Annotated in this window: 13 protein-coding genes and 1 tRNA gene; 4 read left to right on the forward strand and 10 right to left on the reverse strand. The window is 65.1% G+C overall.

All coding sequences use genetic code 11. From position 1 onward, the window contains the following. Window positions 1-10 precede the first annotated feature (10 nt). The 4 genes from napA to ACXU4B_RS01325 all read right to left on the reverse strand — a co-directional run bounded on the left by napA (window position 11) and on the right by ACXU4B_RS01325 (window position 3398). On the reverse strand, window positions 11-2506 hold the full coding sequence (gene napA, locus ACXU4B_RS01310) for a periplasmic nitrate reductase subunit alpha (RefSeq protein WP_131407020.1): 2496 nt from the start codon (window positions 2504-2506) through the stop codon (window positions 11-13). A 3-nt stretch (window positions 2507-2509) separates the two neighbouring features. Then, on the reverse strand, window positions 2510-2800 hold the full coding sequence (locus ACXU4B_RS01315; RefSeq protein WP_240733981.1) for a chaperone NapD: 291 nt from the start codon (window positions 2798-2800) through the stop codon (window positions 2510-2512). An 85-nt stretch (window positions 2801-2885) separates the two neighbouring features. Beyond that, entirely contained in the window at window positions 2886-3044 is a 159-nt protein-coding gene (napE, locus tag ACXU4B_RS01320; RefSeq protein WP_131407022.1) for a periplasmic nitrate reductase, NapE protein, read from the reverse strand. A 269-nt stretch (window positions 3045-3313) separates the two neighbouring features. Then, a tRNA-Leu gene (locus ACXU4B_RS01325) sits at window positions 3314-3398 on the reverse strand. A 136-nt stretch (window positions 3399-3534) separates the two neighbouring features. On the opposite strand from ACXU4B_RS01325, the gene rnr reads away from it, so the two are divergent. Genes rnr through ACXU4B_RS01340 form a run of 3 tightly spaced genes read left to right on the forward strand, consistent with a single transcriptional unit; the run spans window position 3535 to window position 7171 of the window. Continuing rightward, window positions 3535-6141, forward strand: coding sequence for a ribonuclease R (gene rnr / locus ACXU4B_RS01330; protein ID WP_131407024.1), 2607 nt, complete (start codon window positions 3535-3537; stop codon window positions 6139-6141). Next, complete coding sequence (rlmB, locus tag ACXU4B_RS01335; RefSeq protein WP_131407026.1) at window positions 6138-6884, forward strand: 23S rRNA (guanosine(2251)-2'-O)-methyltransferase RlmB; 747 nt, start codon at window positions 6138-6140, stop codon at window positions 6882-6884. Before rnr ends, rlmB begins: the two co-directional genes overlap by 4 nt. Beyond that, window positions 6881-7171 carry a CBU_0592 family membrane protein gene (locus ACXU4B_RS01340; protein WP_131407028.1) on the forward strand — a complete coding sequence of 97 codons (291 nt, stop codon included), beginning with the start codon at window positions 6881-6883 and terminating at the stop codon, window positions 7169-7171. Before rlmB ends, ACXU4B_RS01340 begins: the two co-directional genes overlap by 4 nt. Window positions 7172-7370: 199 nt before the next feature. Here ACXU4B_RS01340 and phoU read toward each other — a convergent pair whose 3' ends face one another. The 6 genes from phoU to rnt form a co-directional block, all read right to left on the reverse strand. Then, entirely contained in the window at window positions 7371-8105 is a 735-nt protein-coding gene (gene phoU, locus ACXU4B_RS01345; RefSeq protein ID WP_131407030.1) for a phosphate signaling complex protein PhoU, read from the reverse strand. Between the two features lie 93 nt (window positions 8106-8198). Beyond that, complete coding sequence (gene pstB / locus ACXU4B_RS01350) at window positions 8199-9014, reverse strand: phosphate ABC transporter ATP-binding protein PstB (RefSeq protein WP_131407032.1); 816 nt, start codon at window positions 9012-9014, stop codon at window positions 8199-8201. Continuing rightward, window positions 9007-9882: a phosphate ABC transporter permease PstA gene (pstA, locus tag ACXU4B_RS01355; protein WP_131407034.1), complete on the reverse strand. Its 876-nt coding sequence runs from the start codon at window positions 9880-9882 to the stop codon at window positions 9007-9009. Before pstA ends, pstB begins: the two co-directional genes overlap by 8 nt. Further along, complete coding sequence (gene pstC, locus ACXU4B_RS01360; RefSeq protein ID WP_131407036.1) at window positions 9882-10901, reverse strand: phosphate ABC transporter permease subunit PstC; 1020 nt, start codon at window positions 10899-10901, stop codon at window positions 9882-9884. The genes pstA and pstC overlap by 1 nt, the downstream gene beginning before the upstream one ends. Before the next feature lie 189 nt (window positions 10902-11090). Further along, a complete protein-coding gene (pstS, locus tag ACXU4B_RS01365; RefSeq protein WP_425481345.1) occupies window positions 11091-12125 on the reverse strand; it encodes a phosphate ABC transporter substrate-binding protein PstS in 1035 nt (344 codons plus the stop codon). A 194-nt stretch (window positions 12126-12319) separates the two neighbouring features. Then, window positions 12320-12979 carry a ribonuclease T gene (gene rnt / locus ACXU4B_RS01370; RefSeq protein WP_131407038.1) on the reverse strand — a complete coding sequence of 220 codons (660 nt, stop codon included), beginning with the start codon at window positions 12977-12979 and terminating at the stop codon, window positions 12320-12322. A 213-nt stretch (window positions 12980-13192) separates the two neighbouring features. Here rnt and ACXU4B_RS01375 point away from each other — a divergent pair, with 213 nt between their 5' ends. Beyond that, entirely contained in the window at window positions 13193-14812 is a 1620-nt protein-coding gene (locus ACXU4B_RS01375; protein WP_131407040.1) for a hypothetical protein, read from the forward strand. Window positions 14813-14925: the final 113 nt, after the last annotated feature.

Below are 14925 nucleotides of genomic sequence, written 5' to 3' on the forward strand. Positions count from 1 at the left end.
CGGTGGCCTCCTAGACGGCCATGACCTTGACCGCGCACTTCTTGTAGTCGGTTTGCTTGGAGATCGGGTCAGTCGCATCCAGCGTGACCTTGTTGATCAGTTGGCCGGCGTCGAACCACGGCACGAACACCACGCCGGGCGGCATGCGGTTGCGGCCGCGCGTCTCGATGCGCGAACGCATTTCGCCGCGGCGGGATACCACTTTCACTTCATCGCCGCGCTTGAGTCCGCGTGACTTGGCGTCGTCGGGATTCATGAACACCACGGCCTCGGGGAAGCTCCGGTACAGCTCGGGCACGCGCATGGTCATGGAGCCCGAATGCCAGTGCTCGAGCACGCGACCCGTGGCCAGCCACAGGTCGTACTCGGCGTCGGGCACTTCGGGCGGCGGCTCGTAGGGCAGCGCCCAGATCACGGCGCGGCCGTCCGGATTGCCATAGAACTGGAAGCCAGTGCCGGCCTTGACGTAAGGATCGCTGCCCTCGCGATAGCGCCAGCGCGTCTCGTGGCCGTTGACCACCGGCCAGCGCAGGCCGTGCGCCTGGTGATAGGCGTCGAAATCGGCGAGGTCGTGGCCGTGGCCGCGGCCGAACTCGGCATATTCCTCGAACAGGCCCTTCTGCACGTAGAAACCGAACGCGGCCGACTCGTCGTTGTCGTAGCCGGCTTCCAGTTGCGACGCCGGAAACTTGTCGACCTTGCCGTTCTTGAACAGCACGTCGAACAGCGTCTTGCCCTTGAACTGCGGGTTGGCGGCCAGGATGTCGGCCGGCCAGCATTCGTCGGTGGTGAAGCGCCGGGAGAATTCCATCAGCTGCCACAGGTCCGACTTCGCCTCGCCCGGGGCCTTCACCAGTTGATGCCAGAACTGCGTGCGCCGTTCGGCGTTGCCATAGGCGCCTTCCTTTTCCACCCACATCGCGGCGGGCAGGATCAGGTCCGCTGCCTGCGCGGTGACGGTGGGGTAGGCGTCGGAGACGACGATGAAATTGCGCGGGTCGCGATAGCCGGGGTAGGTCTCCTGCATCAGGTTCGCGCCGGCCTGCATGTTGTTGTTCACCTGCACCCAATAGGCGTTGAGCACGCCATCGCGCAGCTTGCGGTTCTGTTCCACGGCATGGAAGCCGGGCTTGGGCTGGATGATGCCGTGGGGAATGTTCCAGATTTCCTCGGCGTGCTTTCGATGCTCGGGGTTGGCCACGAGCATGTCGGCCGGAAGACGATGGCTGAAGGTGCCCACTTCGCGCGCCGTGCCGCAGGCGGACGGCTGGCCGGTCAGCGAGAACGGGCTGTTGCCCGGCGTGGAGATCTTGCCGGTGAGCAGGTGCAGGTTGTAGACCATGTTGTTGGCCCACACGCCACGCGTGTGCTGGTTGAAGCCCATGGTCCAGAACGACACCACCTTGGTCTTGGGATCGGCATACAGTTCGGCCAGCTGCTCCAGCCAGCCTTTTTCCACGCCGGTCATCTCCACGGCCTTTTCCAGCGTGTAAGGCGCCACGAAGGCGGCGAACTGCTCGAGGTCGATCGCCTCGCCGGCGCCGGGATCCTTGGCATTCTTCGCCTTCACCTCCAGCGGATTGTCCGGCCGCAGGCCATAGCCAATGTCGGTGACGCCGCGCTTGAAGGTCGTGTGCTGGTTGACGAAGTCCTTGTTGACGCGGCCGGTCTTGATGATGTGGTTGGCGATGTAGTTGAGGATCACCAGGTCCGTCTGTGGCGTGAACACGATCGGGATGTCGGCCAGCTCGAAGCTGCGATGTTCGAAGGTGGACAACACCGCCACCTTGACGTGCGGGTTGGACAGGCGCCGGTCGGTCACGCGTGTCCACAGGATGGGATGCATCTCGGCCATGTTCGAGCCCCACAGCACGAACGCGTCGGTGGCTTCGATGTCGTCGTAGCAACCCATCGGCTCATCCATGCCGAACGTGCGCATGAAGCCCATCACGGCAGAAGCCATGCAATGGCGCGCGTTTGGGTCGAGGTTGTTGCTGCGGAAGCCCGCCTTGAACAGCTTGTTGGCGGCGTAGCCTTCCCAGATGGTCCACTGGCCGGAGCCGAACATGCCCACGGCGCCCGGGCCTTTCTCCTTCAGCACGCGCTTGAACTGTCCGGCCATCAGGTCGAAGGCTTCGTCCCAGGAGACGGGCGTGAAGTCGCCGTCCTTGGCATAGGCGCCGTTCTTCTTGCGCAGCATCGGCTGGGTGAGTCGATCCGCGCCGTACATGATCTTGGAGAGGAAGTAGCCCTTGACGCAATTGAGCCCGCGATTGACCTCGGCGAGCTGGTCGCCATGGGTGGCGACGACGCGGCCGTTCTTGACCGCGACATTGACGCCGCAGCCGGTGCCGCAGAAGCGGCAGGGGGCCTTGCTCCATTTGAGCTGCGTCAGGTCGCCTTCGAGCAGCACATTGGTGGCACCCGCCGGCAGGGCGATGCCCGCCACGTGGGCGGCCATGGCGACGGCCGTGTTCCGTATGAATTCCCGACGCGTCATGGTCATACGTCAGCTCCTCTCAGGCGAAAGGCTTGCTCGAACCGGCTCGTCGAGCTCGGCGCGGGACTCCACGTGGTGATAGATCAGCGACACGTTCACGACGCCGTGCAGCGCCTGGAGCGCGTCGATGTGATCCAGCAGTGCGCGCTGGTCATCGGTCTCGCACACGATCACGCAGCGACCTTCGCCACGCAGGGCGATATCCAGCCCGGGCAGCGTTTCCACCAGGGCTTCAAGCGCCGGCGCGACCTCGTGCCGATGCCAGACGAGCAGGCTGGAAATGTGCTGTTCGCCGCTCACGACGCCATCCCCGTGCCATCGGTGCGCACGTGGCGATCAGCAGGCTTGCGGGGACGCGCGCGCGGCGCGTGGCGGAAGGACATGGTCAACTCCCGGGCGGGCCGCTGAACATTTGCCAGATCCACACCGCGAATCCGTACGAGGCAATGATGGCCACGGCGAGCGCGGGAAACAGGGCTACGGTCAACAGCAGGAAGGCCGTCCGTTCCCGACGCTTTTGGTCCAGCTCCGGTGACGATTCCATGCGTACCTCAGCGAGGCAGAAGGGCTGTACCTGGATTGGAATCGTTAGCCTAGCATGCAGCTGTCATGCGAGCGCGCGCGCAAGGTCGCAGCGGCTTGTGATGAGCGCGACGCGGTGAAGTCGATGTGAAGCCGCGTTGCGGCGGGCTGCGCAAGGCGCAGCGTGCGCGCGGCAGATCGGGCGCGCCGCGCGACCAGCCGTCGCGTCGGTGCACAACACCAAACCCCGGAAACGACAAAGCCCGCATCGCTGCGGGCTTCGTCTACAATTGGTGCCCAGGAGAGGACTCGAACCTCCACGGTTTTACCCGCTAGTACCTGAAACTAGTGCGTCTACCAATTCCGCCACCTGGGCAGGTGTCACGCTGTGCTTTTTGGGCTGCGTGAGCCGCGTAGATTAGGCATGTGTCGGTGGGTTGTCAACTATTCTTTCACCGATTTTTCATCGGAACGCGGCATTCGCGATCCGACATCCGACAAAAGGCAAGGACGTGACCAAAAAAAGAGAACCGCGCGACGGCAAACAGGGCGCCCCGAAGGGTTCCCCGGCACCCAAAAAGGCCGCCCCCCGCGCCAAGCGTTCCGCGATCGACCCGTCTTCGCGCAAGCCCGTCGGCCAGGTCGCCGATCGCCATGCCGAGCGTGAGGCCCAGCGCTACGAGCGCCCCATTCCGAGCCGCGAGGCGATCCTCGAATTGCTGGAGTCGCGCGGCGAACTGCTGACCGAGGCGCGCATCGCCGAGGCGCTGTCGCTGGCCGATGAATACGATCTCAATGCGCTGCGCAAGCGCCTGGGCGCGATGGTGCGCGATGGCCAGCTGCTGCTCGGACGGCGCGGCGGCTATGCGCCCGCCCAGAAGCTGGACCTGATTCCCGGCGTGGTGCTCGCCAATGCCGAAGGCTATGGCTTCCTGCGGCCGGATGGCGGTGGCGATGACCTGTACCTGTCGCCGCAGCAGATGCGCATGGTCCTGCACGGCGATCGCGTGCTGGCCAGCGTGGTCGGCATCGACCGGCGCGGACGCAAGCAGGGCGCCATCGTCGAGGTGCTGCAGCGTCGCTCGCCGCGCCTGGTTGGGCGCGTGGTGGTGGACAACGGCGTGACCCTGGTGGCGCCCGATGACCGCCGCCTGCACCAGGACGTGATGATCGCGCCGGGCCAGGACATGGGCGCGCGCTCCGGCCAGATCGTGGTCGCCGAGATCACCGATCCGCCGACGCAGCACCGTGGGCCGCTGGGCGCCATTCGCGCCGTGCTCGGCGAACGCCTGCAGCCGTCGTTGCTGGTGGAAATGGCCATCGCCAGCCATGACTTGCCGCACGACTGGCCGGACGCCGTGATACGCGACGCCGCCCAGGTCGAGCCGGAAGTCACCGCGGCGGAGCGCGAGGGACGCACCGACCTGCGCAAGCTGCCGCTGGTGACGATCGATGGCGCCGATGCGCGCGACTTCGACGACGCCGTGTACGCCGAACCGCGCCGTGGCGGTGGCTATCGCCTGGTGGTGGCGATTGCCGACGTGTCGCATTACGTGAAGGTGGGCAATGCGCTCGATCGCGAAGCGTACGAACGCAGCACGTCGACGTATTTCCCGGGCTTCGTGGTGCCGATGCTGCCCGAGACGCTGTCCAATGGCATCTGCTCGCTCAATCCCAAGGTCGAGCGCCTGTGCATGGTCTGCGACATGCAGATCGATGCCGAGGGCGTGGTGGTCCGTTCCCGGTTCTACGACGCGGTGATGCGTTCGCACGCCCGCCTGACCTACGACCGCGTGTGGCAGGCCATTGGCCTCGAGGACGCCGACGCACGGCACGAGCTGGCCGACGTGATGCCGCAGCTGGAGCACCTGCACGGGCTGTACAAATTGATGGCGGCGCAGCGCAAGCGCCGTGGCGCGATCGATTTCGAAACGCCGGAGGTGAAATTCCGCCTCGACCAGCGCGGCGAAGTGGAATCCATGGGCGCCACCGAGCGCAACGATGCGCACAAGCTGATCGAGGAATGCATGATCGCCGCCAACGTGCAGGCGGCGCTGTTCCTGGAAAAGAAGAAGATCCCGGCGCTGTTCCGCGCCCATGAGCCGCCGCCGGCGGAAAAATACGAGGACCTGCAGCAGTTCCTGCGCGAGTTCAAGCTGCGCATGCCGCCGGTCGAGGAAGTGACCCCGGGCGACTTCGCCGACGTGTTGCGCCTGGTGCACGACCGCCCCGAGCGTGAGCTGATCCAGTCGGTGCTGCTGCGCTCGCAGAGCATGGCCGCCTACCAGCCGGACAACCGCGGGCACTTCGGCCTGGCGCTGGAAGCGTATGCGCATTTCACCTCGCCGATCCGCCGTTACCCGGACCTGCTGGTGCATCGTGCGATCCGCTACGCCATCAGCGGCGGCAAGCCGAGCGACTACAGCTATACGCCCAGCGCGATGGCGGCCATGGCCGTGCATTGCTCGCAGCGTGAGCGCCGCGCCGAGGAAGCCGAGCGCGACGTGGATGAGCGCTTCAAGTGCGCGTGGATGTCCAAGCATGTGGGCAGCGAATTCGAGGGCACTGTCACCGGCGTCACCTCGTTCGGCCTGTTCGTGGAGCTGGACGAATCGAAGGTGTCGGGGCTGGTGCACATCAGCCAGCTTTCCAATGACTACTACCACTTCGATCCGGTGCGGCACCTGTTGAAGGGCGAGCGCAGCGGCGTCCAGTTCCGCCTGGGCGACCATGTGCGCATCCAGGTGCTGCGCGCCAGCCTGGAGGATCGCAAGATCGATTTCCGCCTGGTCGCGCCGCGCAGTGCGGCGACACCGCCGCCGGCACGCGGCGAGCGCCGCTACGACTACGCGGCGGCTGGCGAACGCTATTCGCTGCCCAAGGGCGGCAAGGCGACGGCGCATGCCGGCCCGCGCGATAATGCGCCGGCTGCCAGCACGCGAACGACGGGGGCGGCAAAGAAGGATGCGCCCGTGGCCGGCAAGAAGCCGGCAAGCGGCACGAGCATGTTCTCCAAGGCCAAGACGGCGGCGAAGGGCGGGTTCAAGGCGATGAAGGACGCCGCATCCAGGGCAACCTCCAAGGCCCGCGGGGCCGGCAAGAAAAAAGGCAAGTCATGAGTGAGAGCTGGATCGTCGGCATCAATCCGGTCGAAGGGGCCCTGAGCAACGACGCGGCGCGCGTGCGCGAGCTGCTGGTCGAGCAGGGGCAGCGCAATGCGCGCGTGCAGGAACTGGCCACCCGCGCCAAGGCGCTGAACATCCCGGTGCATCACCGCCCGCGCGAACAACTGGAAAAGATTGCCGGCGAAGCGCGCCACCAGGGCATCGTCGCGCGCTATGAAGCGCCGCCGCTGGGCAGCGAGAACGACCTTCCCGACCTGCTGACGGCAGCGGGGCAGGAGGCGCTGGTGCTGGTGCTGGACGGCATCACCGACCCACACAACCTGGGCGCCTGCCTGCGCAGTGCCGCGGCGGCGGGCGCCACCGCCGTCATCGTGCCCAAGGATCGCGCCGTGGGCCTGACGCCGGTGGTGCGCAGGGCCTCCGCAGGCGGCGCCGATCGCGTGCCGCTGATCGCCGCCACCAACCTGGCACGGGTGCTGCGCATGCTCAAGGATGCCGGCGTGTGGATCACCGGCCTGGCCGGCGATACCGACACCTCGGTGTACAGCATCGACATGAAGGGGCCGGTGGCGCTGGTGCTTGGCAGCGAAGGCGAGGGCATGCGGCGCCTGACCCGCGAGACCTGCGATTTCGTGGCGAAGATTCCCATGCCTGGCATGATGGAGAGCCTCAATGTCTCCGTGGCGACCGGCATTGTGCTGTTCGAGGCATTGCGCCAAAGGAGTGAGAAGCGATGACGTTCTTATGGCATGACTGGGCGGGCTATATCGGCGTGGTCCTGGTGCTGCTCGCCTTCCTGCTGCTGCAGGCACACAAGCTGCACGGCAACGGGCTGGTCTATCAGTTGATGAACGTGCTGGGTGCGCTCGGCGTGGCGCTGTCGCTGGTGTTTGGCGTGGCGTCGATGAACTGGCCGGCCTTCCTGATGATGGTGGCGTGGATCGTCATCGGCATCTACGGCATCCTGCATTCGGCCAGGGCACGCCGTGAATTGCGCGAGGCGGGCAGCAAGTTCACCCCGTGAATTGGCGGCGAGGGGCTGATGCAGCTTCCATCGAAGCAACCCTTCTCCCTTCGGGAGAAGGTGCCGGCAGGCGGATGAGGGTTCGGGCGGAGCGCGACCCTGCAAGGCTACGCAAGCCCCGCACCCTCACCCCAACCCCTCTCTCCCACTGGGACTACCTTCGGGTCGCCGGAGGGAGAGGGGCGAGCGCAAGCCAGGCTCAGTCCTGCTTGTGACCCAGCTTGGTCAGTTCCGGGTTGGACGTGAAGTCGCGCTTGGCGCGCTGGGCCGTGAGCGGTTCCCCGTTGACCTGGTACCAGATGCTCTCGGCGATATTGGTGGCGTGGTCGCCGATGCGCTCGATGTTTTTCGCCATGAACAGCAGGTGCGTGCACGGCGTGATGTTGCGCGGATCTTCCATCATGTAGGTGAGCAGCTGGCGGAAGTAACCCGTATAGGCCTCGTCCAGCTCGGCGTCGTCCTTCCATACCTGGTAGGCACGCTCGGCGTCGCGGTCGCGGTAGGCGATCAGCACATCGCGGACTTCCTGCGCGGCCAGTTCGGCCAGGTAGCCCAGGCCACTGGTTGGCGCGATGGGAGCCACCATCGAGAGCGGAATGGAGCGCTTGGCCACGTTCGCGGCGTAGTCACCAATGCGCTCGATGTCGGCGGCGATGCGCAGGGCGGCGAACACGTTGCGCAGGTCGCCGGCTATCGGCGCACGCAGCGCCAGCAGGCGCACCACGTCGTGGCTGATTTCCTGCTCGAGCTGGTCGATTGCATCGTCGTTGTTGACCACGTGCTGCGCGGCGCGCTCGTCCCGGCGGTCGATCACGTCAATGGCCGCTTCGAGCTGGCTCACGGCAAGCTCGCCCATGCGCACGATCTCGCCGGTGAGGCGGGTCAGCTCGTCGTCGTAGCTCTTGATGATGTGTTCTTTGCTGCTGCCGCTCATGTGGATTCTCTTGTGAGTCCAGTAGGGAAGGGTGGGGTTTCGTGGCCCATCACCCTAGCCCCTCCCCGGAAGGGAGAGGGGATATCGCATGCTTTAACCGAAGCGACCCGTAATGTAATCCTCGGTCTGCTTCTTGCCCGGCTTGGTGAAGATCTGCTCGGTGCGATCGAACTCGATCAGCTCGCCCAGGTACATGAAAGCGGTGAGGTCGGAACAGCGCGCTGCCTGCTGCATGTTGTGGGTGACGATGACGATGGTGTACTCGCTCTTGAGCTCTTCCACCAGCTGTTCGATGCGGCTGGTGGCGATCGGGTCCAGCGCCGAGGTCGGCTCGTCGAGCAGCAGCACCTCGGGCTTGAGCGCAATGCCGCGGGCGATGCAAAGGCGCTGCTGCTGGCCGCCGGACAGGCTCAGCGCGCTCTGCTTGAGCTTGTCCTTCACCTCGTCCCACAGGGCGGCGCTGCGCAGCGCCTGCTCCACGCGGATGTCCATGTCGGCGCGCGAAAGCTTTTCGTGGTGGCGGATGCCGTAGGCCACGTTCTCGAAGATGGTCATCGGGAACGGCACCGGCTTCTGGAACACCATGCCGACCTTGCTGCGCAGGCGGTTCATCGAATAGCTGGCGTCCAGGATGTTCTCGTCATCGAGCACGATCTCGCCCTTGGCTTCGAGCTTCGGGTAGATCGCATAGATGCGGTTGAAGATGCGCAGCAGGGTGGACTTGCCGCAGCCCGAGGGGCCGATGATGGCGGTGACCTTCTTCTCCGGGATGTCCATGCTGATGCCCTTGAGCGCATGGAAACCGTTGTAGTAGAAGTGCAGGTCGCGCACCTTGATCTTGGTCGGCGCGATCGGGGCGTGCGTGGCCGCGGACTGCGGATGAATGCCGGCGGCAGCGGACTCAGTCATGGGACACCTTGTTGCGTGAAAGGACCAGACGGGAAGCAAGGCTCAGCAGCAGCACGAACATGGTGACCACGAAGGCGCCGGCCCAGGCGATGGCATGCATCGCCTCGCCGGGGTCGTTGGCGTACTGGTAGATCACCTGGGGCAGGCTGGACATCTTGTCCATCGGGTTGAAGGTCAGGTAGTTGTTGCCGAACGCGGTGAACAGCAGGGGCGCCGTCTCGCCGCTGATGCGCGCCAGCGCCAGCAACACGCCGGTGATGATGCCCGAGCGCGCGGAGCGCATCAGGATCTGCGTGGTGAGCTTCCACTGCGGTATGCCCAGCGACAGCGAGGCCTCGCGCAGCGTGGAAGGCACCAGGCGCAGCATTTCATCGGTGGTGCGCACGATCACCGGCAGGGCAATCAGCGCCAGCGCCACGCCGCCGGCCAGGCCGGAGAACGTCGTGTTGCCGCTGGTGATCGCCGTGGTAGGCAGCACGATGATGGTGTAGACGAACAGGCCCAGCACGATCGACGGCGCCGACAGCAGGATGTCGTTGAGGAAGCGGATCGCTTCACCCAGGCGCGTGCGGTTGGCGTACTCGGCCAGCCAAGCGCCGGCCAGCACGCCGATGGGCGTGGCGATGGCGATGCCGATGAAGTTGATGATCAGGCTGCCGACCATGGCGTTGAGCAGGCCGCCGTCCTCGCCATAGGCGGTGATCTTGGTGAACAGCTTGAAGTTGAGCGCGCCAATGCCCTGGCGCAGCGTCTCCCACAGGATCCAGGCGAGAAAGACCAGGCCGACCAGGGTGGCGACCATGCTCAGCGTCAATGCCAGCGCATTGGTGAAGCGGCGGCGCAGGTAGAGTCCGGAATTGCTGCCCATCAGCGACCCTCCTTGTGGGCCAGTTGGCGCAGCATCCAGCGCGCGATCAGCAGCACGAAGAAGGTGACCACGAACAGCAGGAAGGCCAGCGCCATCAGCGTGGATTTCTGCAGGCCGGCGGCCTCGCTGAACTGATTGGCGATGGTGGAGGCGATCGACGCGCCCGGATCGAGGATGGACGGCGACAGTTTCATCGCGTTGCCCAGCACGAAGGTCACCGCCATCGTTTCGCCGAGCGCGCGGCCAAGGCCGAGGAAGATGCCGCCGATCACGGCCGAGCGCGTATACGGCAGCACGATGTCCCACGACACTTCCCACGTGCTGGAGCCGAGCGCATAGGCAGACTCCTTCAGGCGGGTGGGCACGGTCTGGAACACTTCGCGCATCACCGAGGATATGAACGGAATGATCATCACTGCCAGCACCATGCCTGCCGTGAGCACGCTGGCGCCGAACGGATAATCGCTGCCGAACAGGCTACCCACGAAGGGCACGTGTTCGGCCACCCACGACAGCTTGCCGTCGTCGGGCTTGTTGCCCAGGTTATTGGTGAGCCAGGGCTTGATGTGGTCGGCGAAGAAGGGCGCGAAGATAAACAGGCCCCACATGCCGTAGATGATCGAAGGGATACCCGCCAGCAGCTCGATCGCCGAGGAAACCGGCGTGCGCAGCCAGGGGGGAGACACTTCGGAAAGATAGAGCGCAATGCCGAAGCTCACCGGCACGGCGATCAGCAAGGCGATCAGCGAGGTGGCGATGGTGCCGTAGACCGGCACGAGCGCGCCGTAGGTGTCGCTGCCCGGATCCCAGGTGGAACTGGTCAGGAAGTGCCAGCCGAACGTGCCGAACGCATGGCGCCCGCCCCACAGCGTGGCCCCTGCGGCACCGAGCAGGCAGGCCAGCACCAGCAGGGCACAGCCTTTCAGCAGCCAGGCGAACAGGCGGTCGTGCCGCGCGTCGCTGTGCGCGCGTTCCTCCTGTGCCATGGTCGAGGCGACGGCGCCTACGTTCGCTTGCATGTGATGTCGATCCCTCAGCTGTCTCGGAGGCGGCGGAGTGCGGGTCCGTCCGGTCGGTAAACGTGTGCCATGGCCTGGGTTCGCTCAGCAACAAGCCGCCCGATGATGATCGGGCGGCCCGTGCCGTGCCATCCAGGCGTTGACGTTAGACCGCGCCGGTTGCCGTAGCATGACCGGCGCGACCCGGTATCAATGCTTGTACTCGCTGCCCCAGTAAGCCTCGATCTTCTTGACCAGGGTATCGGGCAGGGCGACGTAGTCGAGTGCGGCGGCGTCCTTCTGGCCGCTCTCCAGCGCCCACTTGAAGAAGTCGAACGCAACCTTGGCGTGCTCGGCGTTCTTCGCCTTCTTGTACATCACCACCCAGGTGGTGGCCGTGATCGGCCATGCCTGCGCACCCGAGGCGTTGGTCATGATCACGTTGAAGTCCTTGGCGCTGCCCCAGTCGGCGGTGGCGGCGGCGGCGGCAAAGGCCTCGGCGCTGGGCGCGACGACCTGGCCGGCGGCGTTCTTCAGGTTGACCCAGCTGATCTTGTTCTTCACGGCGTAGGCGTATTCCACGTAGCCGATCGAACCGGTGATCTGCTTGACGTACTGGGACACGCCTTCGTTGCCCTTGCCACCCACGCCGGTCGGCCATTCGACGGCCGTGCCGAACTTCACCTTGCTTGCCCAGTCGGTGCTGACCTTGGACAGGTAGTTGGTGAAGTTGAACGAGGTGCCCGAGCCGTCCGAGCGATGCACGACCGTGATCTTCTTGGTCGGCAGGTTCACGCCCGCGTTCATCGCGGCAATGCGCGGGTCATTCCACATGGTGATCTTGCCGAGGAAGATGTCGGCGAGCGTGGTGCCGTCGAGCTTGATCTGCCCGGCTTCGACGCCCGGGATGTTCACCACCGGCACGATGCCGCCGACCACGACCGGGAACTGGCCCAGGCCGAACTGTGCAAGGTCTTCAGCCTTCACCGGTGCATCGGTGGCGCCGAAATCGATGGTGCCTTCCTTGATCTGCGCCACGCCGGCGCCCGAGCCGACGGACTGGTAGTTGAGCTTGTTGCCGGTCTTTTCGGCGTAGCCCGCGGACCACTTCGAGAGCACCGGGTAGACGAAGCTCGAGCCTGCGCCGGTGATGTCGGTCGCCTGCGCGCCCATGGCAAACAGCGACGCCGCGGCGAACACAGCGGTCGTGCCGATGCGAGACAGAGATTTGGTTGAGATCAACACGGTTGCTCCTTAGCGATAAGGGTCTCGGGGGATTCCCGCCCGCCGTTATTTCATGCGCGCCGTGTTGCAATGAAATGAGCTCAATGTTTCATCCATATGACAATCGAGGGCTGACTGTCATATGGCACTGATTAAAAACGAATTAAGCCCGGGGTGCCGAAGGGCGTCCCGGGCCCGGTCGAGCTTTACATCGCTTAAAGGGACTCGAGGTCGAGTTGCTCGCGCTCGAACAACTCGAGGCGCCGCCAGCGGTTGACGATGGTGCAGAACAATTCCGCGGTGCGCTCGGTGTCGTAAATGGCCGAGTGCGCCTCGCGCGTGTCGAACGGAATGCCGGCCGCCTGCACTGCCTTGCTGAGCACGGTCTGGCCGAAGGCGAGGCCGCTCAGGGTCGCGGTGTCGAAGCAGCTGAAGGGGTGGAACGGATTGCGCTTGTGCGCCGTGCGCCGCACGGCCGCGTTGAGAAAACCCAGGTCGAACGCGGCGTTGTGGCCCACCAGGATCGCGCGCTGGCAATCGGCCTCGCGCATCGCTTCACGGATCGGCTTGAACACGTGTTCCAGCGCCACGCGCTCGTCGAGCGCGCCGCGCAGCGGGTTGTCCGGATCGATGCCGGTGATTTCCAGCGCGCGCGGGTCGATGTTGGCGCCGGGGAAGGGGTGCACGTGGGCGGAAACGGCCGGCCGCGGCTGCAGATAGCCCTCGGGCGTCATGTGCAGGATGACAGCGGCGATTTCCAGCAGTGCGTCGCGGTCGGCATCGAAGCCGCCGGTTTCCACGTCCACCACCACCGGAAGAAAGCCGCGGAACCGTTCCGCCATGCGGTCGGCCAGGCTGTTGCTGAGGTTTTCCATCCCGCAAGCATATCAGTCATGCCGAATTTTCCGCCCGGCAGGCTACTCCTCGTGCATGTCCGTTTGGGGACGTGCGGGGGCGAATGTCATGGTTGTGTCACATAACATGCACATAACGGTAAAGGGGTGACCTCATTCTCCCCGTCGTGCTTGGACGGCCGGAGATCGAAGGGGGCGGTCCAGGTGATTCCTACCTACATGCGGAGAATAACCATGCGTTCCAAGTTGCTCGCGGTAGCCGTTGCTGCCGGTTTGGGCGTTACCAGCTTCCACGTCATGGCCGACCCGGCCCCGGCGAAGTCGTCCAGCTCGAACCAGTCCACGCAGTCGGCCGAAATCGAGGCGCTGAAGGCGCAGCTGCAGGCCCTGCAGGCGAAGGTCGTCGAGCTGGAACAGCGTACCGACGCGCAGTCTGACATCAACGTTTCCACCGGCAACGCCGTGGAGCAGGTGCAGAAGCAGGTTGCCGCGACCGACGCCACGGTGAAGAAGTCGGCCGACAAGATCGCCTACAAGGGCGTGAACATCACCCTGGGCGGCTTCCTCGCCGCCGAGTCGATCTACCGTTCGGCCCAGGAAGGCGCGGACATCGCCTCCAACTACAGCGCGATTCCGTACAAGAACGTGCAGACGCAGCACATGGCCGAATTCCGCCTGAGCGCCCGCCAGAGCCGCCTCTCCGCGCTCGCCCAGGGCGACGTGAACCCGACCACCCATCTGGCCGGCTACATCGAAATGGATTTCCTGGGCGGCGCCCAGACCGCGAACTCGAACGAGAGCAACTCGTTCAACCCGCGCATCCGCAACGTCTACCTGACCTCCGACTGGGATACCTCGGGCCTGCACCTGCTGGCCGGCCAGAACTGGTCGCTGCTCACGCTCAACAGCAAGGGCATCATGCCGCGCACCGAGCTGACCCCGCCGCAGATCGACGCCCAGTACCTGCCGGGCTTCACCTGGGCACGTCAGGCGCAGATCCGCCTGGTCAAGGACTGGGACAAGAAGTACTGGCTGGGTATCTCGATCGAGAACCCGCAGACCACGTTCTACTCCAGCCCCAACCAGGCCAAGGCGCCGGTGCAGCAGCAGGCGTACAACATCACCGCCGGCTCGGGCTTCGACTCGGCCAACACCTTGTCGCTTAACCACATCCCCGACGTGATCGTGAAGTTCGCGGCCGATCCGGGCTACGGTCATTACGAAGTGTTCGGCCTGGCCCGTTCCTTCTACAACCGCTACAACAACACCAACCACGACACCTGGGGCGGCGGTTGGGGTCTCGGCGCGGTGCTGCCGCTCATCGACAAGACGCTGGACTGGCAGATCTCCGGCATGTCGGGCAAGGGCATCGGCCGCTACGGCAGCGCCCAGATGGCTGACGTGACCTTCAGCCCGAACGGCAACCTCGCTCCGATCAAGGAGAACATGATTCTGACGGGCCTCACCTGGCACGCCAACCCCGACGTCGACGTCTACCTGTTCGGCGGTCGCGAGTCGGACAGCAAGAAGGACTTCCAGGCCTACAACGGCGGCATCGTCCAGCTCGGCTACGGCAACCCGGCCTACAACAACAGTGGTTGCGACACGGCTGGCGCCGCTGCCGCCACCTGCGTGGGCAACGCCAAGGACATCTGGCAGGGCACGGCTGGCTTCTGGTGGAAGTTCTACCAGGGCAAGTTCGGCAGGATGCAGTTCGGTGCGCAGTACTCGCACACCGAGAAGGAGGCCTTCGCCGGCCAGGGCTTCGTCAACGGCGTGCTCACCAACGGCGCCGCTTCGCCGAAGGCCAAGGAAGACATGTTCTTCACGAGCTTCCGCTACTACCCGTTCTGATCAGTCGGTACGGCTATCGCAATGGAGTTCGACCCAAGGATGGACAAACGGCGGGCTTAGCCCGCCGTTTTTTTTTGCCCTGCCGGCCATGCGTCACGCTGGCGGGTGAGACG

The sequence above is a fragment of the Dyella soli genome, from assembly GCF_054482295.1.

Excerpts from the sequence above, each read along its gene's own strand:
- napA (WP_131407020.1), bottom strand. The coding sequence starts at position 2,506 with ATGACCATGACGCGTCGGGAATTCATACGGAACACGGCCGTCGCCATG.
- napE (WP_131407022.1), bottom strand. The coding sequence starts at position 3,044 with ATGGAATCGTCACCGGAGCTGGACCAAAAGCGTCGGGAACGGACGGCC.
- rlmB (WP_131407026.1), top strand. The coding sequence starts at position 6,138 with ATGAGTGAGAGCTGGATCGTCGGCATCAATCCGGTCGAAGGGGCCCTG.
- ACXU4B_RS01340 (WP_131407028.1), top strand. The coding sequence starts at position 6,881 with ATGACGTTCTTATGGCATGACTGGGCGGGCTATATCGGCGTGGTCCTG.
- phoU (WP_131407030.1), bottom strand. The coding sequence starts at position 8,105 with ATGAGCGGCAGCAGCAAAGAACACATCATCAAGAGCTACGACGACGAG.
- pstB (WP_131407032.1), bottom strand. The coding sequence starts at position 9,014 with ATGACTGAGTCCGCTGCCGCCGGCATTCATCCGCAGTCCGCGGCCACG.
- pstA (WP_131407034.1), bottom strand. The coding sequence starts at position 9,882 with ATGGGCAGCAATTCCGGACTCTACCTGCGCCGCCGCTTCACCAATGCG.
- pstC (WP_131407036.1), bottom strand. The coding sequence starts at position 10,901 with ATGCAAGCGAACGTAGGCGCCGTCGCCTCGACCATGGCACAGGAGGAA.
- rnt (WP_131407038.1), bottom strand. The coding sequence starts at position 12,979 with ATGGAAAACCTCAGCAACAGCCTGGCCGACCGCATGGCGGAACGGTTC.
- ACXU4B_RS01375 (WP_131407040.1), top strand. The coding sequence starts at position 13,193 with ATGCGTTCCAAGTTGCTCGCGGTAGCCGTTGCTGCCGGTTTGGGCGTT.